Source organism: Desulfatibacillum aliphaticivorans DSM 15576, from assembly GCF_000429905.1.
GTDB classification, from domain to species: domain Bacteria; phylum Desulfobacterota; class Desulfobacteria; order Desulfobacterales; family Desulfatibacillaceae; genus Desulfatibacillum; species Desulfatibacillum aliphaticivorans.
The window spans coordinates 82524-104892 of the sequence record NZ_AUCT01000022.1; the positions used below are offsets into that span (position 1 = coordinate 82524).

At 55.2% G+C, this 22369-nt stretch carries 17 protein-coding genes; 11 read left to right on the forward strand and 6 right to left on the reverse strand.

The features are described from left to right. Positions 1–162: 162 nt before the first annotated feature. From G491_RS0118770 to nuoE, 4 genes are read right to left on the reverse strand one after another with little or no spacing between them, the layout of a single operon-like run. Entirely contained in the window at positions 163–2586 is a 2424-nt protein-coding gene (locus tag G491_RS0118770) for a hydrogenase iron-sulfur subunit (protein ID WP_028315669.1), read from the reverse strand. A gap of 21 nt (positions 2587–2607) precedes the next feature. Continuing rightward, positions 2608–3210, reverse strand: coding sequence for a 2Fe-2S iron-sulfur cluster-binding protein (locus G491_RS0118775; protein WP_015947038.1), 603 nt, complete (start codon positions 3208–3210; stop codon positions 2608–2610). 17 nt (positions 3211–3227) lie between these two features. Further along, the gene (locus G491_RS0118780; RefSeq protein ID WP_028315670.1) at positions 3228–5129 is read right to left on the reverse strand and encodes an NADH-ubiquinone oxidoreductase-F iron-sulfur binding region domain-containing protein; all 1902 of its coding nucleotides are present in this window, start codon (positions 5127–5129) and stop codon (positions 3228–3230) included. Between the two features lie 22 nt (positions 5130–5151). After that, positions 5152–5616 (reverse strand): NADH-quinone oxidoreductase subunit NuoE, encoded by a 465-nt coding sequence (gene nuoE, locus G491_RS0118785; RefSeq protein WP_015947040.1) that lies wholly within the window; start codon positions 5614–5616, stop codon positions 5152–5154. Between the two features lie 484 nt (positions 5617–6100). Here nuoE and G491_RS0118790 point away from each other — a divergent pair, with 484 nt between their 5' ends. The 11 genes from G491_RS0118790 (at position 6101) to G491_RS31520 (ending at position 20386) form a co-directional block, all read left to right on the forward strand. Further along, complete coding sequence (locus G491_RS0118790; protein WP_248635442.1) at positions 6101–7810, forward strand: sigma 54-interacting transcriptional regulator; 1710 nt, start codon at positions 6101–6103, stop codon at positions 7808–7810. Between the two features lie 616 nt (positions 7811–8426). Continuing rightward, positions 8427–9209, forward strand: coding sequence for a PstS family phosphate ABC transporter substrate-binding protein (locus G491_RS0118800; RefSeq protein WP_168161179.1), 783 nt, complete (start codon positions 8427–8429; stop codon positions 9207–9209). A gap of 55 nt (positions 9210–9264) precedes the next feature. Continuing rightward, on the forward strand, positions 9265–10221 hold the full coding sequence (locus G491_RS0118805; RefSeq protein ID WP_028315673.1) for a hydrogenase small subunit: 957 nt from the start codon (positions 9265–9267) through the stop codon (positions 10219–10221). Positions 10222–10270: 49 nt separating this feature from the next. Then, positions 10271–11911 (forward strand): nickel-dependent hydrogenase large subunit, encoded by a 1641-nt coding sequence (locus tag G491_RS0118810; protein WP_015947044.1) that lies wholly within the window; start codon positions 10271–10273, stop codon positions 11909–11911. 68 nt (positions 11912–11979) lie between these two features. Beyond that, positions 11980–12507, forward strand: a complete 528-nt coding sequence (locus tag G491_RS0118815) for a HyaD/HybD family hydrogenase maturation endopeptidase (protein ID WP_015947045.1) — start codon at positions 11980–11982, stop codon at positions 12505–12507. Continuing rightward, a complete protein-coding gene (locus G491_RS0118820) occupies positions 12476–12727 on the forward strand; it encodes a HypC/HybG/HupF family hydrogenase formation chaperone (RefSeq protein WP_015947046.1) in 252 nt (83 codons plus the stop codon). Before G491_RS0118815 ends, G491_RS0118820 begins: the two co-directional genes overlap by 32 nt. Positions 12728–12946: 219 nt before the next feature. Continuing rightward, positions 12947–15832 carry an MMPL family transporter gene (locus G491_RS0118825; protein WP_248635444.1) on the forward strand — a complete coding sequence of 962 codons (2886 nt, stop codon included), beginning with the start codon at positions 12947–12949 and terminating at the stop codon, positions 15830–15832. A gap of 16 nt (positions 15833–15848) precedes the next feature. Then, entirely contained in the window at positions 15849–16787 is a 939-nt protein-coding gene (locus G491_RS0118830) for an NADH-quinone oxidoreductase subunit B family protein (protein WP_028315675.1), read from the forward strand. Between the two features lie 16 nt (positions 16788–16803). Further along, positions 16804–18324, forward strand: coding sequence for a nickel-dependent hydrogenase large subunit (locus G491_RS0118835; RefSeq protein ID WP_035219454.1), 1521 nt, complete (start codon positions 16804–16806; stop codon positions 18322–18324). A gap of 3 nt (positions 18325–18327) precedes the next feature. Continuing rightward, the gene (locus tag G491_RS31515) at positions 18328–20004 is read left to right on the forward strand and encodes a PAS domain-containing sensor histidine kinase (protein ID WP_051327376.1); all 1677 of its coding nucleotides are present in this window, start codon (positions 18328–18330) and stop codon (positions 20002–20004) included. A 22-nt stretch (positions 20005–20026) separates the two neighbouring features. Next, positions 20027–20386 (forward strand): response regulator, encoded by a 360-nt coding sequence (locus tag G491_RS31520; protein ID WP_051327377.1) that lies wholly within the window; start codon positions 20027–20029, stop codon positions 20384–20386. A gap of 77 nt (positions 20387–20463) precedes the next feature. Here the strand turns inward: G491_RS31520 and G491_RS0118850 are convergent, their stop codons facing one another. After that, positions 20464–21171 carry a cohesin domain-containing protein gene (locus G491_RS0118850; RefSeq protein ID WP_015947052.1) on the reverse strand — a complete coding sequence of 236 codons (708 nt, stop codon included), beginning with the start codon at positions 21169–21171 and terminating at the stop codon, positions 20464–20466. 14 nt (positions 21172–21185) lie between these two features. After that, positions 21186–22352, reverse strand: a complete 1167-nt coding sequence (locus G491_RS0118855) for a FlgD immunoglobulin-like domain containing protein (RefSeq protein ID WP_169829472.1) — start codon at positions 22350–22352, stop codon at positions 21186–21188. Positions 22353–22369: the final 17 nt, after the last annotated feature.

A 22369-nucleotide genomic window follows, 5' to 3' on the forward strand; every position in this document is an offset into this window, starting at 1 on the left:
CCTACCCTGACCTGTCCTCTCACGCCGCGACAGGGAGGGTCGTTTGGAGCAAGCGCCCCCAAAACGTGGTTCAAGGCGTCTTGGGTGTGAAGAGGCGGGTTGCAGGGCGTATAAGCCCTGCAACCTTTTTTTATTTTACATAGTCAGCCGCCTGACAGCCCGCTATACCATAAAGTGGGCTTTGCGCTGCTTGTGGATCATGTTGACCTTTCCTTCAGAGGCCATTTCCATAAGCATCTCGGCGATGTAATCCTTGTCCGCATCCAGATGGACGGCCAGGTCCTTAATGGTCTGGGGTTCGCCCTGAGCCTTGAGGGCCCTGGTAAGGCGGGTTTGGGCGAATTCTTCCGCCAGGACTCCTGCAAATTCCTGATCGTATTCCAAAGCATGCCGTTGGGCGCCGCGGTATACGCTTTCCCACGGCCTGCGGAGGGCGGCGGAGAGCAGCAGACGCACCCTGGAGTTTTTGGCCGTATCGTAGATGGCGTGCAGTTTTTCCAGGTTCTGGGGCGTCCTTTCAATGGGATCCATGCCGGCGATGATTTCCGTGTATCCCGCAACTGTTTTGACAAAGCCTTCGGGATTGTTGAAATCCGCATGGGCGAGGGCGATGCGTTTTCTATCGAATCCGGCCAGGGCCAACAGCTTTTTCAGCATGTTCACCCTGCTCCAGCCATGGTCCACCCCAAAGGAGTGATGGCATTCCTCAGGCACGCAGCCGAAGAGGATGACGCCGTTGGCGCCGTCCAGCAGAGCCTTGGCCATGACCGTAGCATCGATCTGGCCCACACAGGGCACGTAGATCATGTGCAGGCGAGGATCCATTGTAAGCCCGGATTTGGCCACGTTATCCGCTGCGGCGTAACCGCCCCAGGTGCAGCCGAAAGCCACCACTTCGCCGGGAGCCAGTTCCTTGGCCAGGGCGCCGGCCGCCGCTTCGCGCTGAATGGTAGAGGCGTTCTGCAGGTACATGGCTTGTTCGGGGCACGCAGCCGCGCCCGTTCCGCCGCCGGTGCAGATCAAGGGGTCGACGGCTCTTCCGAAAGCGCCGCCGATGCCTTCCACCACCTGGATGGCGCCGCACTCGCACAGCTCTTCGCACTGTCCGCAGCCGATGCATTTTTCCAGATCAATGACGCTGACGATGGCGGGGGAGAACAGCTTGCCGTCCTTGGAAAGGTCAATGGTCTCGGCAACCTTGATAGCCGCCCTTCTGCCCTGGGCCAAAGCCTGGCTTAAGTCACAGGGATAAGCTGCGGAGCCGGCCAGGATGGCTTCCTTGCGTCCTACGTTTTCCGGCCTGACCTGGGCATGGTAAGCCCGCAGGAACCGGCCTTCCTTATGATCCAGGTTCAAGAGGGAGGCCACGTCTATGGCGTGTCTGCCGACCACGCGGACGGGGGAGAGAATAAGCTGATCCCAGGGGAGCTCCCGTTCCAGACCGTCATCCTTCACCAGATAGGTCAGGTTCCGCGCCTGGACCGTGGGGCAGATTTTGCCGTCGTACGCCACCCATTGGATGCCCAGTTTCCTGGAAATGCGGCGTTCTTCCGCAGACAGAGGCAGGGGCGTATCCTGGTTATGGAATATGGTGACGTTGCACTTGTCGGAGCGTTCCACCATAGCCCGGCCCAAAGACCAGGCGCCGCGCATGGAGAGATGAGCGAATTCAGGGGTTCCGGCTTCCACGTCGTTGATCCAAAAGACCACATTGCCTTTGTAAGGGCCTACCGTCCAAAGGTGTTCGTCCGCCTCGGACTGGCAGATCACCGAATCGCCGTTATGGCCGAATTCCGGTCCGGGGCTTTCCATCTCGCCGTCCAGACAAGCCATGATCAAACCGGCTTCCACGGCGATGGGCGCTCCGCCTTCAGGATTTTCAAAGCTGACGGAGTAGTTTCCGGTCTTGCCGTTTTTGGCGATGGGATCTCCCACCGTGATTCTTTGGACCAGGGGGCTTTCCTCCACGGCTTTCATGATATTGCGCACCCGGCCGAAATTCTGGCGTTCTCCGGGATATTTTTCATGAAGCAGGCGGATTTCCTCTTCATCATCTAGGGAAAGGGCCATGATGGATTCCACGCCGTGGCGGGCGAACTGCTGCGCCGCGGCATAAGTGGCGATGCCGTCGCCCATGATCAGGACGGGCTTCTCAATGGAGATCTGAAACCGGAGGCCCGGAACCATGGCGGCCAGGTCGGCCACGGAGCTCTTGACGAGCCTGGCGCCTTTTTCGGCCCTTTGGGCGGGCTCCAGGCCGGGATGCACCAGAGCCACGTGATCGCGCAGGTTGACCATGGCGATCTGGCCCACGTCCAGTCCGGAATCCTTCATTTCGTTTTCAAATTTTTTCATCATAAGGCGGCGAGAGCAGCCGGCAATGACGATACGATCCAGGCCAGCATCTGCAATGGCCTTTTTGATGCCGGCTATGCCGGGTTTAAGACACGGATAGGGCATGGTTTTGCAAAAAGCCACATCAGGGGTTTCCACAACCTTTTGAGCCAGAAGCCCCATGTCCACGTTGCCTTTGATCTTGTCTCCGCATTCGCAGAGAAAGACGCCTACTTTGGGTGCAGTACTCATAACATACCTCCTTGCCGGCCATTATGCGGCGTTGGTTTGGTCCTCTTCCATCTTCCCGCGCACCAGATCAATTCGCCTGGCCATAGCGCCGGTGGGGCACACTGACACGCAAGAGCCGCAAGCCACGCATGCTTCGTTCGGCTTCATGAACGGGGAGCCGATTTTTTTGTAAACGCCGCGGCTTTGGGTGGCGATGGCGTGAACCCCCACAACCTCCGCACAAACCCGAGTGCACAGACCGCACATGATGCAGTCCTGTTCAGGGTCCTTTATGGCAAACCGGGTGGATGTGACGCCGTATTTGGCGGCCATGTCCCGGATTTCCTGACTTGCCGGACATTCGGATAGAAGCATTTCGAAAATCCAGCGGCGCACGTTGGTGATCCGCTCGGATTCGGTGTACACGTTCAGACCGTCCTTGGCGGGATACACGCAGGAGGCGACCAGCTTGGTCCAGTCTCCTTCGCGCAATTCCACCATGCACAGGCGGCACGCGCCGCTGGCCTGGACGGCTTCGTGAAAACACAGGGTGGGAATTTCGATGCCGTACTCTCTGGCGGTTTCCAAAACCGTCCAGCCGGGTTCGGCCTCAACATCTATGTCATTTATTCTGAATTTCAGCATGATATTCGTTTCCTCCCTTAGGACACCAGCACTGCGTTGAACTTGCAGGTTTCCTCGCAGATGCCGCAGCGGATGCAAGCGTCTGTGTCGATGGTATGGGGTTCCTTTTTCTCGCCGGTGATGGCGTTGTTGGGGCATTGCTTGGCGCAGGCGCCGCATCCTGTACAGGCGTCCGGATCAATGGAGTAGGTGATGAGGTCTTTGCAGACCCCGGCCGGGCATTTTTGATCCTTGATGTGAGCCAGGTACTCGTCCTTGAAAAAGTGCAGGGTCGTGAGCACCGGATTGGGAGCGCTGGTTCCCAAGGCGCACAAGGCGCCGTCCTGAATGGATGTGGCCAGGGACATCAAGTCTTCAATGTCCTGCTCGCTGCCGCATCCTTTGGAGAAGTCGTCCAGGATCTCGCGCATGCGGGTAAGGCCCAGCCTGCAGGGGTTGCATTTTCCGCAGGATTCCTCTTCCAGGAATTTGAGGAAGTAGCGGGCTACGTCCACCACGCAGTCGCGCTTATCCATGACGATCATGCCGCCGGAGCCCATCATGGAGCCCAGCTTGGTCAGGCTGTCGTAATCCACGGGCGCATCTTTGTGCTTGTACGGGATGCAGCCGCCGGAAGGGCCGCCGGTCTGGACAGCTTTGAACTCGCCGCCGCCGGGGATGCCGCCGCCGATATCCTCGATGATGGTGGACAGGGACGTTCCCAGGGGAACCTCCACCAGGCCCACGTTGTTTACTTTGCCCACCAGGGAGAAAACCTTGGTGCCGGTGTTGTTGGGGGAGCCTATGCTGGCGTACCACTCCGCGCCTTTGTCGATGATCTTGGGAATATTCGCCCAGGTTTCCACGTTGTTCAAAACCGTGGGGCAGCCCCAGAGGCCTTCCTCCACGCTGCGGACGTATTTGGGCCTGGGCTCGCCGGCCTTGCCCTCGATGGAGGTGAACAGAGCAGTGGACTCGCCGCAGACGAAGGCGCCTGCGCCCCGGTTGATCTGGGCGTCAAAGCAGAAGCCGGTGTTAAGAATGTTGTCGCCCAAGAGGCCCAACTCCCTGGCGGCCGCCATGGCCATTTCCAAATGCTGGATAGCCAGAGGATATTCGGCCCGGACGTACATGTAGCCTTTTTCGGATCCCATGGCGTAAGCGCCCAGGATCAGGCCTTCCAACACGGCATGGGGGTCGCCTTCCATCACGCTGCCGTCCATGAAGGCGCCGGGGTCGCCTTCGTCGCCGTTAACCACCACGTAAAGAGGCTGATTTTTCCGCTCTTTGGCCTGCACCGCGCCGCGCCATTTGCGTCCCGCGGGGAAGCCTGCGCCGCCGCGGCCCCTGATGCCGGATTTTTCCACTTCTTCCAGAACCTGTTCCGGAGTCATGGTGGTGAGAGCCTTGGCCAGGGCCTGATATCCGCCCACGGCGATGTAGTCATAGATGTCAGTGGGGTCGATGGTTCCGATGTTCTTCAGAACGTTGCGAGTCTGAAGATTGTAAAAAGGAATCTCATCCATGGTCTGGAGAGGCTCCCCAGTGTTCACGTCCTTGTACAGCAGGCGTTCCACCGGCTTGCCGTTTTTCACCGTTTGCTCCACGATGTCCTCAACGTCCTTGGGGCTGACCCTTTCATAAAAGATTCCCTGGGGCATGATGGTGACCAAAGGCCCCCGGGAGCAAAACCCCTGGCAGCCGGTCGTCTTAACGCCGGGCATGACCTTGGCTTCAATATCCGTCTCGCCCAGGACCTTTTTAAAAGCCCGGGTTACAGCAGGGCTTCCGCTAACCAGGCACCCAGTCCCGTGGCAAACCACGATCTGGACTTGACTGGGATCCTGCCTCATCTGGATCTCGCGACGGAGCTGCACCAGGTCGTCGGAGGACTCCAGGCGTTTCGCGTCTATTTTCTCAGCTAAATTTGCAATTCCCATATTATTGGCCTCCTGCTACGACCTATTCGTTGTCTGTGATAGTTTTCAGCGTTTTCTGGATCTTCTTGGCGGTCACCTTGGGCACGTACTCTTTGTCCACCACAACAACCGGGGCAAGAGCGCAGGCGCCCAAACAGTTCACGGTTTCCAGGGTGTACCGCATGTCCTCCGTGGTTGCTCCGGCATGGACGTTCAGACGCCGTTCCAGTTCGTCGACGATTCTCGGTCCGCCTTTTAAATGGCACGCCGTGCCAAGGCATACGTGAATCTCATGCTCGCCGACAGGCTCCAGGCGAAAAGACTTGTAAAAGGTCGCCATGGAGTAGGCGTGCGTCAGAGGCACCCCTACGTGGTCGCAGGCGGCCTGCATGTTTTCCAATGAAATGTAGCCAAAGGCCTCTTGGATATCCTGGAGAATAAACACCATGGACTCCTGAACTCCCGGGTAGTGATCAATGATCGATTCTATGTCTACGGTTTGTTGCATGTTCCCTCCTTATATGTTGCTTTTTTAAAGCATCTTTGGGGGCGGCCCGCCGGATCCGGCGCCGGTCCCTTTTTCGTCTTGCGACCTACTCTAAGGCAAGGACCGGGCCAAGTTGTGTAACAACTTGTTTTTAAAGGAATTATCAACACGAGACGTGATTGAGCCATTCCGTGCAACATCCAGGAGGCCTGAAATTGTTTCAGCTTGCGTGTGACTTTCCATTTGATTTTGATTATAAAATATTGATATTATATAATTTATTAAATATGAAACATAATATGAAACAGATTTGAAACACTCCCGGCGGCTGAGCCAAGTTATACTTTTATGATATAAAATCAAATAAATACATTGAAAGAGCCTCTTGAAACATGGGTGAAACATTTTAGGAAAGAAGCCTTTGCAGAAAGGCCGCCTTCTGGTACTATGAACCATTATAAATCGCCGGTGTTTCAGGCATGGAATCCAGGACGCAGAATCATTCATGAGAAGACAGGAAATCGAAGGACAGCTTGCAATGTACGCCGGGGACGGAGTTGTGGCCCTGGATAAGGAATTAACGGTGATGGGATGCTCCCGCACAGCCCGCCGGCTGTTGGGGAGAGGCATCAGGCCCGGCGTTCCTTTTCCGCTGGAAGGAGTCATGAAAGGGCTCAGCCTGACTCAGGCGAAAGACGCCATGCACACGGCCATCACCCGGGGCGCCCCCAGGACCGGCGTTCGCGGTCAAATGATCGACGGCGAGGGCAAACGTTTTTCGTGCTTATACTCGGTCCATCCCCTTTTGGGGCACACAGCCAAAGTGATCGGCGTAATCCTGGTTTTCCGGGAAGTGAAATACTTCGCCGATACCACAGAGGAGGACAATTCCCTTGCAAGTTCCTCCTCTTCGTTGGGGGCGGTGTTCGACAGCCTGCCCGAGGGGGTTTTCACCATAGACACCAACTGGCGCATCACCTCCTTCAACCAGGCGGCGGAGCAAATGACGGGGTTTTCCCGCAAGGAGGCCTTGGGCAAGCAATGCCGTGACATCTTTCGGTCCGACTTGTGTGAACGGGGCTGCCCCATGCGTCAGGCCATTGAGTCCGGATCCGCCAAAATGGATCAGGACGTGCGCATTCTGGATAAAGGAGGCGCCAAGCTGAACCTTCTGGTCAACGTGAGCGTGCTTCGCAACACGGACGGCCAGTTAGTGGGCGCTGTGGAGACCTTTCGCTGCCTGACGGACGAGTACCATCTGCCCAGTCTGGCGGACAAGACCGGGCTGTTCCAGGGCATTGTGGGCCAAAGCAATGTCATGCGCAGGCTTTTTCAGATGCTGCCGGACGTTGCGGCCAGCGAGGCCAGCGTACTGCTTACGGGGGAGTCGGGGACCGGCAAGGAAATTTTCGCCAGGGCCATCCATTCCCTGTCTCCGTCGTCCAAAGGCCCCTTTGTGGCGGTGAACTGTTCAGCCATCGCCGAATCCCTGATAGAAGCGGAATTTTTCGGCCATGAAAAAGGCTCGTTCACCGGCGCCGACCAATCCCGGGCGGGGCGGTTCGAGGTGGCCAAAGGGGGCACGATCTTTTTGGACGAAGTGGCGGAACTCAGGCCCGAGCACCAGGTCAAGCTGCTGCGCGTCCTGGAGCAAAAAATGTTTGAGCGAGTCGGCGGAACCAAAACCATCCCCATGGAAGCGCGGGTGATCAGCGCCACCAACCTGGACATTACCGCCATGCTGGAGGAAAGAACCTTCCGGGAGGATCTGTACTACCGCCTGCGCACCGTGCCCATGCACCTGCCGCCCTTGAGGGAGCGGGTGGAGGACATCCCGCTATTGGTGCAGCATTTCATCCGTATGTTCAACAAAAAGCACCACAAGGAAGTGCGGGCCCTGGACCCCAAAGTGCTTAACTTTTTCATGGAGTATCACTGGCCGGGCAACGTGCGCGAACTGGAAAGGGTCATGGAATACGCCTATGTGTTCGTAAAAGGCCCCGTGATCATGATGAAGCACTTACCCACCATCGAGGAATTTGCCGCCAAACGAAAAAGCGGAATTCCCCAGGACATCGATGATGAGGCTTCGGAGCGCAGGGCCATTTTACGGGCGCTGGAAAAGGCCGGGAACAAGCGCCAGGAGGCGGCGAATCTGTTGGGCATGAGCCGCACCAGTTTGTGGCGGAGGATGAAAAGCCTGGGCATGTGCTAAATGTCCCCTTTTAAAAAATGCAAGTTGATTTTTGGAGTTATTTACAGAATGTAAAAGGACGGGTTTCCAATTTTATCCCACCCACGAGTAATTATTACTCAACATTGTGAAATTTTTTACATGGATTTTTTGGGTTTTTCACCTTTCATCGACTATGCTTCATTTTTTTAAATTTTTTTTCTCTAAAAACAAGCTCTCCGCTCTTTTTTCAGCAACGGCGGCCAAGTCCCGGGACGAAAAGCCGGATTTGCTCGAAATGCGTTGCCGGGCAAGGCTTGCGGCGTTCCGGACAAAGTTTTTTTTGGAAAAAAATTGATTAAGATTATTTGACTAAAAACTTCTTCGAGTGGTATTCTTATTTAAACTTTACAACCGGATCGACAAGGGGGCGTTTTCCAGGAACTTCCCCGCCCTTCTGATGGCATACTTAGTGCATTTTAAGTTCCTTTAATATTTCAGAATCACTCTTTTTCAGCAGCACTGTATCCAATCAAACCAATCTTGTGCAAAATCAGAGTCGGAATCCAACCCCTAAACCATCCTACGAAAGGAGTGCAAGATGCTACAACCCAAAACATCATTCCGAAAAAACGGGCGAATCCCGTCATGGGGAATTATGGGCGTAACAATCGCCTTATGTGTCCTCATGAGCCTGGCAGGCTCCCCTGCCTGGGCGACAGACGTCTTCACCATTTCCTCATCCTCCCAGGTTTATGAAGCATTCAAGGACCATGGCACGGAGAGGTTTGAAGCCAAGACAGGCGCCAAGGTGCAAACCGATGTCATGACTTCCGAAGAAGCGCTGGCTCGTCTGGTGAACGGCTTTTCCGACATGGCCGCCATCGCCGAAAGGCTGGACGCCGGCTTGAAACGGCAAGGCTATGTGGAAATTCCGGTTTGTACAGACGAGATCGCATTGCTCACCCACGTACAAACCACCGTGAAAAACATTACCAAAGATCAACTCCAGGGCATTTTTTCCGGGGACATCACCAACTGGAACCAGCTGGGCGGCCCGGACAAGCCTCTTGTCGTCATTGTTCCCTCTGAAAACTCCGCGGCTTTTCGCAACTTTGAACGAATGGTGATGGAAGGACGCCCCATGTCCTGGGATGTCATGGTATCCAAATCCACCATGGCGGAAGACATCATCCGGCGCATTCCCTGGTCCCTGACCTTTGTGGCTCAAGGCGCCACCCGCGGCAAACCGCAGGGCGCCAAGGTGTTGCAGGTCAACGGCATAGGGCCCGGCGATGAAGGCTATCCCTATGTACAGACCTACTCCCTGGTCACCAAAGGCAAGCCCGAAGGCTACGCCAAGGTGTTCATTGACCTGGTCTTTACGGACAGCGTCGCCAATCATCTGAAATCCCTGGGTATGAAGCCAATCGCCCCTTAATGGCTTCCCCCTTTGACGCATAAACATTCACCCGAATTGCCGACAGGAGTCTTCCATGCAAAACGAAAAGGAAAAAAACAGGCAAGAGTTTTACGAAAGGCTGGAGGAAAAGGGGATTTCCCGCAGGGATTTTGTAAAATTCTGTACATTTCTGACAGCTACCATGGGTTTGTCCGCCACCTACGTGGGACAGGTCGTGGATGTGTTCGCCGCCCCGGCCCAGCGCCCCCCGGTCATCTGGCTGCATTTCGCGGAATGCACCGGGTGTTCGGAAGCCGCCCTTCGCACCATGTATCCCTGGATCGACGAAGTGCTTCTGGACATCATCTCCATGGAATACCATGAAACCATTATGGCCGCTGCCGGTCATCAAGCCGAGGACAACCTCCACGCCGCCATGTCCAAATACAAGGACAAATACCTGTGCGTAGTGGAAGGAAGCATCCCCACCAAGTTCGACGGCGCATACGGCAAGGTGGCGGGCCGCACCTTTTTGGAAATCGGCCGCGAAGTCACCAAACACGCCATGGCGACCATCTGCATGGGGTCTTGCGCCACCTACGGCGGCCCCCAGGCAGCCAAGCCCAACCCGGGCGGGTATAAGGGCGTTTCCGCCGCCCTGGGGATCAAAACCATCAACATCCCCGGCTGCCCCCCCAACCCCATCAACCTGATAGGCACCATCGTCAATTATCTGCTCATGGGCAAACTGCCTGCCTTGGATTCCAACGGTCGGCCCCTGTTCGCCTATGCCAACACCATACACGACAAATGCCCCCGCCGGTCCCACTTTGAAAACGGCGAGTTTGTCACGGAGTTCGGCTCCGAGGAAGCCAAAATGGGTTTCTGCCTCTACGAAATGGGGTGCAAAGGTCCCGAGACCTACAACAACTGCCCCATCGTGAAGTTTAATGACGGCACAAGCTGGCCCATTGAGGCGGGCCATCCCTGCATCGGCTGCAGCGAGCCCGATTTCTGGGACGAGATGAGCCCCTTCTTTGAAACTCTGTAGACGGGCGTTTGTCTGTTGAGTCACCTTTTAGCATACGAAAGGAGCTACCATGGGCCAGATAATCACCATTGACCCGGTAACACGAATAGAAGGCCACCTTAGGATAGAGGTGGAAGTGGAAAACGGCATTGTCAAGGACGCCTGGAGTTCGGGCCAGATGTTCCGGGGGATTGAAATCATCCTCCAGGGCAGGGACCCCAGGGATGCGCCCTTGTTTGTGCAACGCTCATGCGGCGTGTGCACCTATGTCCATTACCTTTCCTCCGTGGAAGCCATTGAGGACGCAGTGGGAATCAAGATCCCGGACAACGCCCGGATCATCCGCAACCTGCTCCACGGAGCCCAGTTCCAGCACGATCACATCGTCCATTTTTATCATCTCCACGCCCTGGACTGGGTGGACGTGGTCAACGCCCTTAAGGCGGACCCCAAAGCCACCGCAACCCTGGCGGACAACGTAAGCAACGCCCCCTGGGGCGGCGCGTCCTATTTTAAAAGGGTGCAGGAAAGAGTGAAGTCCTTTGTGGACTCAGGCCAACTGGGCCCCTTCGCCAACGCCTATTGGGGCCATCCGGCGTACAAGCTCTCTCCCGAAGCCGACCTCATGGCCGTATCCCACTATATTGAGGCCTTACGGGTGCAGGCCAGAGCGGCCAAACTGCACGCCATCTTCGGCGCCAAAAACCCCCACCTCCAGTCCTTGGTGGCGGGCGGCGTCACCTGTGCGGCGGACCTCAAGCCGGACCGGGTCGCGGAATTCAAGTACCTGTGGAAAGAGACCCAGGAATTCGTCAAAAACGTGTACATCCCGGATGTCCTGGCTGTTGCAAGTTTCTACAAGGACTGGGGCGCCATCGGCGGAACCTCCAACTACCTGGCATACGGAGATTTCCCCCAGACCGGAGAAGGATCGTCCAGCGACCTTATGCCCGGTGGAACCATCTTCAGACGGAAACTTTCCGACGTCAAGAAGATGGACGAAGACAAAATTACGGAACACGTGGCCAGATCCTGGTACGAAGGCAAAAAGGACCTTCATCCTTACAAAGGCGTTACCGAGCCCAATTATACGGACTACGACCGCGAGGATCGCTACTCCTGGATTAAGGCGCCCAGGTACGACGGCAAGTCCATGGAAGTGGGCCCCCTGTCCAGAGTGCTGGTCGCCTACGGCAAGGGAGACCCGGGCGTCAAGAAATTGGTGGACGACACCCTCGCCCATCTGTCCGTACCCGCCGACGTCCTGTTCTCCACTCTGGGACGGACGGCTGCCCGCGCCCTGGAAACCGTCTTCATCGGCAACGCCATGGAGACCTGGTTGAACGAATTGGTGGGCAACCTCACCAAGGGCGATGATTCCACCTACACCCCGTGGGAAATGCCGGACAAGGGCATGGGCAGGGGCCTCAACGACGTGCCTCGCGGCGCTTTGGGCCACTGGATCGAAATCGACAAAGGCAAAATCAAGAACTACCAATATGTGGTTCCCTCCACCTGGAACCTGGGCCCAAGGGACGCCAAGGGTCAGATCGGACCGGTGGAAGAAGCCCTTATCGGCACGCCCATCGCCGATCCCAAAAGGCCGGTGGAAGTGCTGCGCACGGTGCACTCCTTTGACCCGTGCATCGCTTGCGCCATCCACGTGATCGACCCCAACTCCAACGAAGTGTACAAGGTGAAAGCCCTGTAGTATACCCTTGGAAGCCGGCCCCAGCGCCCCGCAGGGGCCGGCTCCCAACCTCAGTGAAAGGCGATTGCATGGCAAAGCCCCGTATTCTGGTTTTAGGGGTCGGCAACATCCTATTTCGGGATGAAGGCGTCGGCGTGCGCGTGGCCGAAGCCCTGGAACAAAACTATGAGTTTCCCGAGAATGTCACGGTCATGGACGGCGGCACGCTTGGGTTGAATCTTTTAGGCACCATTTCGGAAACCGATCACTTGATCGTGGTGGATTGCGTTCGCAACGGGGGCGAGTCCGGAGACCTGTACAGGATATCCGGAGACGCCATTCCCGAAAGGGTGCGGGCAAAAAACTCCCTGCATCAGGTGGATCTATTGGAATCCCTGACTTTGTGCCAGGCCTTGGGGCCTCCGCCGAAAACCGTGATCCTGGGGGTGGAGCCCCTGGACATGGAAACCATGGCGCTGGACTTGACCGACCTGGTCAACAGCAAGATTCCCGACCTGATGGAAATGGTTTTTAAAGAACTAAAACGGCTTAACGTCGGAGAAATTACGAAAAGGAGCAAACCGCATGTGCCTGGCTGTACCAGCCAAACTCATTGAAATGGATAATGGCATGGGGACCGTAGACGCAGGGGGCGTCAAGAAGAAAATCAGTCTTTTATTGTTGGAAGACGCGGCCCTGGGCGACTACATATTGGTCCATGCCGGTTTCGGCATTCAAAAATTGGACGAAAAACAGGCGGAAGAATCCCTCGCCCTGCTTCGGGAAGCGGTTATGGAGGTGGAGGCGCGTTACAAAAATGAGCAGGATCCAATGTAACCTTGCATTTTTATAGATAATCGGGTTATTGTCCGTAACTTAGCAATCTGAGTCTCTAAACAGAAATTCCTATTAGGCCCGGTCCTGCTCTCCATAGGACCGGGTCTATCCCGCATCTTACTTGGGACAACCCGACACATGCCGAGTCAAATTCCACAAGGACGTCTTCTAAAGATACTTCTCACCAGCGCATTAAAATGGCCTTGGGCGACCATAGCCTTGTTCGCCTGCGTTACCATTTTTTTCGCGGCCCATATTCCCCACCTTGGATTCCGGACTTCCATTTACGACCTGGCCGTGGAGGATCTGCCTTCCACCCAATATTACGAGAAATTCAAAAAAGAATTCGGAAGCGAGGAGGTCCTGCTTGTTGTTGTGCGCGCGGAGAACCTGTTTTCTCCTGAATCCTTTCAGTCCCTTGAGGCCATATCCAACGAACTCTCCGGGCTGTTGGGAGTGCGGAGGCTGATCAGCCTGCCCCAGGTCCGCCAGGACATGGACCTGACCAACAAATGGACCCTGAAGGAATTTGAAAAGATTATCGAACCCATAGAGCTTTTCGACCGGAATTTTCTTTCCCAGGACAAGAGGGCCACGGTCATCTCGATGCTGCTGCACTCCGGCGTGGACAGGAAAAGCATCATTAACGAGGTGGACGCCGTTATTTCCAAGGATTACAAGGGAATCAATACGATTTACCAAATCGGCATGCCGTCCGTAGCCCAGGCTCTGGCCACCTATACGGAAAAGGATTTCGCCCTTTTGCCGCCCATAACCTTTGGCGTCATCCTGTTGATCTTATACGGCCTGTTCGGAAATTTTCGAGGAGTACTGCTGCCTTCCGGAGCTGTGGCTATGTCCTTGACCTGGACCATGGGCATGATGGCGAAAACCAATACGGCCCTTTCCCTGATGACCATGATCACGCCGGTCTTCATAATCGCGGTGGGTACGGCCTACTGCATGCACATTATTTCAGAGTATAACAACAGCTGCCAAAAAGGGGAAATCCCCCGCGAAATCGTCTACCTGTGCTTCTCCCGGGTGGGATTCCCCACCTCCCTGGCCGTAACCACCACGGTAGTCGGGCTGGCGTCCCTGCTGGTCAACCGGATCGAAGGTATCCGGGAATTCGCCGTTTTTTCCTGCTTTGGGATGATAAGCCTGCTGCTTATCATGCTGTTGTTCCTGCCTGCTGTCATGAGTCTGCTGCCTTTGTCCAAAACAGTCTGCAGAGGGCCGGTCGCCCCGTGGGTGGAAAAAATACTGCATGGAATCTTCATCTTGAACCTACGGCACCGCAAAAAAGTGCTGCCTGTCCTGGGCGTGGTTTCCCTGGTATCGGTAATAGGGATCTTTTTTGTAAAGGTGGAAACCAACCCGGTCGACTATTTTAAAAAGAATACGGAAATCAGCAAGAATTTCTACGATATTTATAAAGACATGGCGGGGAGTTTTCCGGTCAATGTGGTTCTGGACGCTAAAAGGAACGACTTCTTTGAAGATCCTAAAAACCTGGCCAAGATGGAGGATATCCAGAATCATTTGGCCTTGTTCGAAGGAGTGGACAAATCCATAACCTACACGGATTTTCTGAAACTGGTAAACTACGCGAGCAACGACTTCGACCCCATCCATTACGCGTTGCCCATGGAGTCCTGGCAAATCAGAACCCTGACAAACACGTACAAAAGCATGCTTGGGCAGGACATGTACTCCCGGTTCATGGACCCGAATATGTCCAAGGCCAACATCATGCTTCGCACGCACGTTTCCAGTTCCCGGGAGTTCTTTCAGCTTCGAGAAAGCATCGAAAAATACCTGGAAGCGCATTATGCGGGAGACCTGAATTACAAGGTCACGGGATTGGGCATGGTCATATCGGAAAGCAGCTACATCCTCACCAGCAGCCAGGTGAAAAGCCTGTCCATTACCATGCTGGTGATCTTCGGCATAATGCTGCTTCTGTTTTTGTCCGGCAAGGTAGGATTCGCCGCCATAGCCACCAACCTGTTCCCCATTATTTTATGCTTCGGCTTCATGGGATGGGTCGGAATAAAGCTGTCCGTGGTGACCAGCCTCATAGCCAGCATAGCCATCGGCCTGGCAGTGGACGACACCATCCACTACCTTGTCCGGTATAACCGCGAGTTCAAACGGGACCTGGACAAGGACCGGGCCATGCGCGACACATTGAGAAGCGTGGGGCCGCCGATCATTTTCACCACCATCACCATCAGCCTGGGCTTTTCCATCCTGTTATTCTCCCATTTTCAGCCCACCTCGGTGTTTGGATTATTGATGGTGATCACCATGATAGCCGCGCTTATAGGGGACCTTGTCTTTCTGCCTGCGATCATGCTCCACATCGAGTTGGTGACAGCCTGGGACCTGATGAGCCTCATACCCAGCCTGGGCGGGATATCGCCTGCGGTGGCCCATGAGTTGCGTCAACCATTGAACGCCGTCAAACTTGGCAGCGAATATTTGCAGACGATGCTGGAAAAAGACCAAAACATTCCCCGGGAAGAGCTTGTCGAAGTCATCGATCAAATCGACTCTCAGATCAACCGGGCCTCCAGCTACATAGACCGATTGGCGGCTTTAGGCAAAAAACCGACAGGCGCTTTTGAGAAACTCAGCCTGAACACGCCGGTCAAGGACACCCTCTCCCTGATTGGCAGGCAGTTTTCTTTAGAAAATATTGATATCAGGCTGGATTTGGCGCCGGACTTGCCTGCTGTAATAGGGCATAGGAACCGTTTGGGCCAGGTGGTATACAACCTGCTCATTAACGGCATGGAGGCGATTGTCCGAAAAACCTGGACCGGCAGGGATACGCACCGTTGGATCGCGGTGAAAACCTTCCAGAAAGGGGATGACGTCATTTTGATGATAGCGGACAACGGCACCGGAATTTTGCACCAAATCCAGGACCGCATTATGGAGCCCTTTTTCACAACCAAGGAAAAAGGGCGGGGCCTGGGACTGGGGCTGCCCATATCACGGGAAATCATCCGGGACTACCACGGCCGCCTGGACTTTTTCAGCCACCCCGGAGACGGGGCTGTGTTTAAGGTTTCCTTTCCCAAGGCGGATCATTGAGTAAAAGGAGCAGATCATGAGCCTGAACCTGTTTTGGCTTCAATGCGGAGGATGCGGCGGGGACACTTGGTCCCTGTTTAATGCGTCCTCTCCCAATGTAGTGGATTTTCTTGAAGCCCAGGACATTAACGTACTATGGCACCCATCCCTCTCCGTACAATCGCACGAGGAGCACAGGGAAACCATCCGGCGGGTGACCGAGGGCAGAGAGCGTTTGGACGTCCTGTGCGTGGAGGGCTCAGTGATTCGAGGCCCGGGCGGGACGGGGATGTACGACGATTTTGACGGTTCGCCCAAAAAGGATCTGGTTTACGCCCTGGCGGCCCAGGCGAAGCATATTGTGGCTGTGGGGACCTGCGCCAGCTTTGGCGGAATAGGAGCGGACGGCGAGATTGAAGCCACCGGGCTGCAATTTCATAAACACGAGCCGGGCGGTTTTTTGGGGGAGGATTTTGTCTCGGGAGGCGGCAGGCCGGTCATTAACATTCCCGGGTGTCCTTGCCACTGCGACGTCATTATCGGCACGCTAAGCGCTATCGCCCAAGGAACGCCCCCGGAACTGGGAGATTACAACATGCCCCTGGAATGGTTCGGGGTGATGGTCCATCAGGGATGCACCAGAAACGAGTACCACGAATACCGGGTGGAAGAAAAACGCATGGGGGAAAAAGGCTGCCTGTTTTTCTACCTGGGCTGCCATGGGCCTCTTGTCCACGGGGTGTGCAATAAGCTCCTTTGGAACGGCAGGTCTTCAAAAACCCGGGTGGGCGTGCCCTGCTTTGGATGCACCCGGCCGGACTTCCCCCAGTTGTACCCGTTTTTTGAAACCAGAAACATCGAGGGCATTCCGCTGGAACTCCCTGAGGGCATGGATAGGGCGCATTACATGGCATACAAAGGCATGGCCGCCGCGGCAGCCCCCGCCCGCCTGAAAAAAAGAAAAACGCGCATCTAAGTTTCGGAGGTTGATTATGAGCGCCCGAAAAAAAGTCGTCGTTCCATTGAACCGGGTCGAGGGAGACCTGAAAGTTCATCTCGAGTACGATGGCAATAAAATCTATGACGCTTTCAGCGCCGGAACAATGTACCGGGGCTTTGAAAATATCATGAAGGAGCGCGGCCCTCTGGACGGGCTGGTCATCACGCCCCGTATCTGCGGCATATGCACCACGTCCCATCTATACGCAGCTGCAAAGGCCCTGGACATGATTTCCCAGGCCGTGGTCCCTGACAACGCCACGCGGGTGCGCAACATCACCTTGATCGCGGAGCAGCTTCAAAACGACGTGCGTCACCATACCATGCAATTCATGGTGGACGCGACCAATCCCGTCTATGAAAACGCCCCCTTTTATGAAGAAGCTATTGAACGATACACCCCAATTCGAGGAAGCAGCATTGTATCGGCAATCCAAAGCACAAAGCGGGTTTTGGAGATAGTGTCCATACTGGGCGGGCAATGGCCTCATTCCTCTTTCATGGTTCCTGGGGGCGTGGTTTCGGTTCCCGGCGCCAACGACATTATGCAGTGCAAGTATGTGCTCAGGCGCTTTAAATCCTGGTACGAAAAGCAAATTCTGGGCTGCACATGCGAAGAATGGAATCAGGTGCAAAGCGCCCGGGACCTTGAGGATTGGCTGGAATCCTCTCCCAGCCGCTATAGCAGCGACCTGGGCTTTTACCTTCGCTTTGGTCGGGAAGCAGGGCTTGACCGCCTGGGCAAAGGCACGGAGAACTTCATCTCATACGGCTTTTTGGATATGCCTCGTAAAACCGGGGTAAAATCGTTGGGAAGCACGGGATATTATTTTCCGGCCGGATTTGTAAGCAGCGGCATGGTCCGGCAGGTTAACCAGCACGAAATTAAAGAAGACATCTCCCACTCCTGGTTTACTAACGACGAGACGGAATTGCATCCTTACGAGGGCGTGACCATCCCCTACGCCACCGGCTCTGAGGGGCGTCGCTACTCCTGGGCCAAAGCGCCGCGATACGACGGGCATCCGGCGGAAACCGGCCCCCTGGCCCAAATGATGGCCCTTCAGCATCCGCTGTTTACGGACATGGTCAATCAAAGCGCCCCGTCCGTGTTTTCCCGGCAGTTGGCAAGAATAGTAAGGCCGGCGCTCACGATTTCCGTCATGGATCAATGGCTTGATGAAATCGCCGAAACGGATGAGCCTTTTTTCACCCCATACAATGACATCAAAAACGGCCAGGGACATGGAATGGTGGAAGCCCCCCGCGGCAGCCTGGGCCATTGGGTGATTATTGAAGACGGCCGAATCAAGCGGTATCAAGTGATTTCCCCCACGACGTGGAACGCCTCTCCCAGGGACGCAAACGGACAATTGGGACCTTGGGAAAGGGCCCTGGCGGGGACCGCAATAAAAAATCCGAACGCGCCCATAGAGGTGGACCACATTGTCCGGTCCTTTGATCCATGCCTGGTTTGCACTGTCCACTGTGCAGACTTGCGATGGGAGGTCTAAGGAATGATTCCCGACAGGATAAGCGACGTTATCAAGGAAAACCAGATATTGCGCAATGAAATCCGGGTCGCCAGGGAAGCGGCGGAAATCACGGCGCACCTGGTGGTCAAGCAATTTCAGGAAACCGAGCGCATCCTAAGACGCTTTCAACAGTCCAACGCCCAAAGAAAAGCGGTTTTGGACGCGGCCACGCAAATCGCGATTATTGCAACGGATTCACAGGGATTGATTACGGTTTTCAACACCGGCGCGGAAAACCTTTTGGGATACAGGGCCGAGGAAATTATCGGCAAAGAGACGCCCCTGTTATTTCATACCGATGACGAGTTGCAAGAGGCGGCCGGAACGCTGAGGGAAATTTGCAATAAGCCGGTTGCAGGAGTGGACATATTTCTGGAGACGGCTCGTCAGTGGCCTTCCCTGCAGCGGGAGTGGACCTATGTGCGCAACAACGGCGCGCAATTTCCCGTGGAAATGTCCATCAACCTTTTGCGGGAGCAGGATTACGCCATTTCCGGCATGATGTTCATCGCCATGGATATATCCGCGAAAAAAATATCAGAGCAGGCCTGCCAGGAATCCGAGCAAAAATACCGCGCCCTGTTCGACTCCAATCCCAATCCCATTTTTGTCCTGGACCCGGAAACCTTGAAGATTTTGGACGTCAATCCCATGGCCCTGGAAGCCTACGAATACAGGAGAGAGGAGCTTGTGGGGCTATCCTTCGCCTCGTTAGGCGATATGAAGGAGAACGACGAGCATTTCAGCATGATCAGGAAAAGACAGTACCACGAGGGCGTTAAAAGCCTCAAAGTGCGCCAGTTCAAGAAGGGCGGCAAGCCGTTTTACGTCAATTTCCGCACCTGCCCCATGGAGTACCATGGACGGGAGGCGGCCATCCTGACTGTGGACGACATCACTGAAATGCTTGAAAAGGATGCATTGCTGATTCAGGCGGGAAAAATGACCATATTGGGGGAGATGTCCGCGGGGGTCGCCCACGAGCTTAATCAGCCTTTGAACGCCATCCGGGTGGGCAATGAGTTCCTGAAGGTCATGGCGGAAAAAGACAGGCAAATTCCCCTGGACGAGCTTAAACTGGTGGCTGACGAAGTTACAGCTCAAGTGGATCGGGCGGCGGCTATCATCAACCGGTTAAAAGCCTTTGGCAGAAAAGCCGAGTGTGAAAAAGAGCCTGTTGATATCAATGTACCGGTTAACGGAGTATTAGGCATGATCGGCAGGCAGCTGGCCCTGGAGAACATTACGGTTACTCTGGAACTGGAAAAAAACCTGCCGCCGGTCATCGCCCATGAAAACCGCATGGAGCAAGTGCTGTTCAACCTGATTACGAACGCCAGAGACGCCATCGGCGACAAAAGGGATTGCTCCATGTCTCCGTACGTAGGGAACATCAATATTCGCTCCTATAGGGACGGCGATATGGTTGCGGTGGAGATTACGGACAACGGCGCCGGCATGAGCCAGGAGGTTCAAGAGCGCATTTTCGAGCCTTTTTTCACCACCAAGGAAGTGGGAAAAGGCATGGGCCTGGGGTTGTCCATCATATACGGCATTATCCGGGACTACGGCGGACGCATAGAGGTGCAAAGCAAGGAAGGAGCGGGGTCGGTGTTCACCTTCTTCTTCCCCGTAGAAGGCGCCCAAGTCGAAACATAGGAAAGACTGTTAGGAGGCGTTTATGAAAACCATTTTGGTGATTGACGATGAAAAACCGACCCTTACTATGTTTCGCCTGTTGCTAAAAGCCATGGACTATGAGGTTCTGCTGGCCGAGTCCGGCGAGGAAGGGATAGCACTCTTTGAGCAAAACAAGCCGGATGTTGTAATCACGGTTATAAAAATGCCGGGCATGGATGGTTTTGAAGTCATCAAAACCATCCGGGAGATGGACGCCGGCGTTCCCTTTATCATCATTACGGGGCATGGGGACGTCAGTCAGACGGAAGAGGCTGCGCTCTCCGACACCGTGGGATTCATCAACAAGCCTTTGCAGCGTGAGGCCTTGGAAGAGGCCCTGGAAAAAGCCTTTGCTTCCTAAGGCGCGGATAATCCGTAACAAAACCCGAAAGCCGAGGGGCTTTCGGGTTTTTTAATTCCAGATAAAGAAATCGGCGGTTATTGTTCGGATACGGTCTGAAGAATATAAATGGCTTCCTCCAGGCTGATTTTACCGGCGCCGTCCACGTCGGAGTCCAGGTTGGCGTCGTTGGCGATGCCGATCATGATTTTCAGCACCTGAATGGCGTCCGCCATATCCACCACAAAGCTGCCGTCCACGTCGCCCTTTAGAATTTCAATATCCATGGTTATGGGGGACCACAAGTCCACGGTCGCCGGATTATCGGAGGCGTCCATAATGGCCTGGGCCTGAAAGGTGACCGAGGTGGTTCCGACCTTTTTAGGAATAAAACTGACGGAAATGATGTCGGTTTCCGATACGGCCGAAACAGCGCCTATGTCGCCGGATCTGGTAAGGCCAAGGACCAGGGTTCCGGGGACGTCCTCCTGCAGGGCCGCGCGTAAAATCGTGGGGTCTGCGCCCGCGTTATTGAACAGGGTTCCCTCCGTGGTGGAAGGCTGAACCGGGAGCCCGTTTTCCAGATCCACAACCTCCAGGTATTCCGGGTCGTAAACCAGGTCAAAGGCGATTCCGTATGCGGCGCCGATAGCGTCCACGGACACGTTAAGGTCGAATGGGCGGCCTTTTAACTGGGTGGCGTCTGCGTTCAGGGTGACCGTCGCCGCCAGAGCCGGGGAGGAAAGCAGGGCTAAAGCCGCTAAGACGGCAAAGGCCCGAATCATTGACTTATTTATATGTTTCATGGCGCAGCTCCAACTTATTCATTATAGACTTCGATGGTGAAAGAATATGACTCCGTCTGGCCCCCCAGCCCCACAAGGTTGAACGTAACCTCATGGACGCCGTTTTCCAGGCTGGTTGTGTCCAGGACATAGGTGTATGGGGTTTGTGCGGATTCCTCTTCGTCAAAACGCTCATTATCCACAAACACCACAATTTCGTAGCGGCCTTCATAAAAGTCCTCCACGTCTTCCGCAGTCACTTCCATGGTCAGAGGATAATGGGAGGAAACCTTAATCGGGCCGGTTTTTCGCAGGCTTGCCAAGGGCGCGCCGGTTGCGTCATTAACCGTAAACTTAGGGGCGTCATGCCTTGCCCTGGCCACCAGATAGGCCGTGGAAATGCCGGTTGATGCACGTTCCAGGGAGCTTTTCCGCACCGTGCTGACAGTGATCAGCGCCTCGCCCGTCGTGCTGATTTGCTGTGCACTTTGGGATTTTGCATATGCGACATAGTCGTCGCTGCTTCCCTGCACCAGAATGGAGTTGACCGGCAGCTTGAAGCACAGGGGCAAAAGCATGGCTCCCTCCTGCTCCATGACCCTGATGGAGCCTCCGCTGTCCAGGCCGTTCCAGGCAACCGTATACGTTCCCTTGCCGTAAGGCGCCCAGTTTACAATACTCGCCAGAAACGGGCCGTTGTGGATGCCCGCCCGGATGTTGACCCGGACCGGCTCCTGCACGGTGAACTGCACATTGTAGCCCTCGGCCGTGGAAATCATTTCAAGCTGGATATCGGCTTTCTCGCCGCCGGAAAACGCCGTGGGATCGTAGGTGTAGGCGTCCCCCTGGGAGTCCCTGGCCTGCAAGGAAATTAAGTAGGCTTCATTGGGGACCATGGCGCCGGAGTCGTCCTTGCCGTCCCATGCAACGGAATTGATGCCGGCGGAACGGTACTCACCGTCCATCAGCACCCGAACGACCTGATAGTCCGGGGTGTAGATCATAGCGGTAACCTGAGCCGGCTGGGCGAGCCGGTAGGATATGGCCGCCGCCTCCCCTGGAACCAGAACGCTTTGGCTAAGACTGACCTGATCGATGACCGGCGGCGCACTCGCCCCAGCAGGCCCTTGAAGCGCGGTGATAATCCCTAACATAAGCGCAAAGGCCAATAGCGATTTTACGACTCGGGTTGCCGTCCTCATAATGTTTCTCCCTCTAC

What these genes read in the sequence shown, in the direction of transcription:
- G491_RS0118770 (WP_028315669.1), bottom strand. Translation starts at nt 2,586, where the DNA reads ATGAGTACTGCACCCAAAGTAGGCGTCTTTCTCTGCGAATGCGGAGAC.
- G491_RS0118775 (WP_015947038.1), bottom strand. Translation starts at nt 3,210, where the DNA reads ATGCTGAAATTCAGAATAAATGACATAGATGTTGAGGCCGAACCCGGC.
- G491_RS0118780 (WP_028315670.1), bottom strand. Translation starts at nt 5,129, where the DNA reads ATGGGAATTGCAAATTTAGCTGAGAAAATAGACGCGAAACGCCTGGAG.
- nuoE (WP_015947040.1), bottom strand. Translation starts at nt 5,616, where the DNA reads ATGCAACAAACCGTAGACATAGAATCGATCATTGATCACTACCCGGGA.
- G491_RS0118790 (WP_248635442.1), top strand. Translation starts at nt 6,101, where the DNA reads ATGAGAAGACAGGAAATCGAAGGACAGCTTGCAATGTACGCCGGGGAC.
- G491_RS0118800 (WP_168161179.1), top strand. Translation starts at nt 8,427, where the DNA reads ATGGGCGTAACAATCGCCTTATGTGTCCTCATGAGCCTGGCAGGCTCC.
- G491_RS0118805 (WP_028315673.1), top strand. Translation starts at nt 9,265, where the DNA reads ATGCAAAACGAAAAGGAAAAAAACAGGCAAGAGTTTTACGAAAGGCTG.
- G491_RS0118810 (WP_015947044.1), top strand. Translation starts at nt 10,271, where the DNA reads ATGGGCCAGATAATCACCATTGACCCGGTAACACGAATAGAAGGCCAC.
- G491_RS0118815 (WP_015947045.1), top strand. Translation starts at nt 11,980, where the DNA reads ATGGCAAAGCCCCGTATTCTGGTTTTAGGGGTCGGCAACATCCTATTT.
- G491_RS0118820 (WP_015947046.1), top strand. Translation starts at nt 12,476, where the DNA reads ATGTGCCTGGCTGTACCAGCCAAACTCATTGAAATGGATAATGGCATG.
- G491_RS0118830 (WP_028315675.1), top strand. Translation starts at nt 15,849, where the DNA reads ATGAGCCTGAACCTGTTTTGGCTTCAATGCGGAGGATGCGGCGGGGAC.
- G491_RS0118835 (WP_035219454.1), top strand. Translation starts at nt 16,804, where the DNA reads ATGAGCGCCCGAAAAAAAGTCGTCGTTCCATTGAACCGGGTCGAGGGA.
- G491_RS31515 (WP_051327376.1), top strand. Translation starts at nt 18,328, where the DNA reads ATGATTCCCGACAGGATAAGCGACGTTATCAAGGAAAACCAGATATTG.
- G491_RS31520 (WP_051327377.1), top strand. Translation starts at nt 20,027, where the DNA reads ATGAAAACCATTTTGGTGATTGACGATGAAAAACCGACCCTTACTATG.
- G491_RS0118850 (WP_015947052.1), bottom strand. Translation starts at nt 21,171, where the DNA reads ATGAAACATATAAATAAGTCAATGATTCGGGCCTTTGCCGTCTTAGCG.
- G491_RS0118855 (WP_169829472.1), bottom strand. Translation starts at nt 22,352, where the DNA reads ATGAGGACGGCAACCCGAGTCGTAAAATCGCTATTGGCCTTTGCGCTT.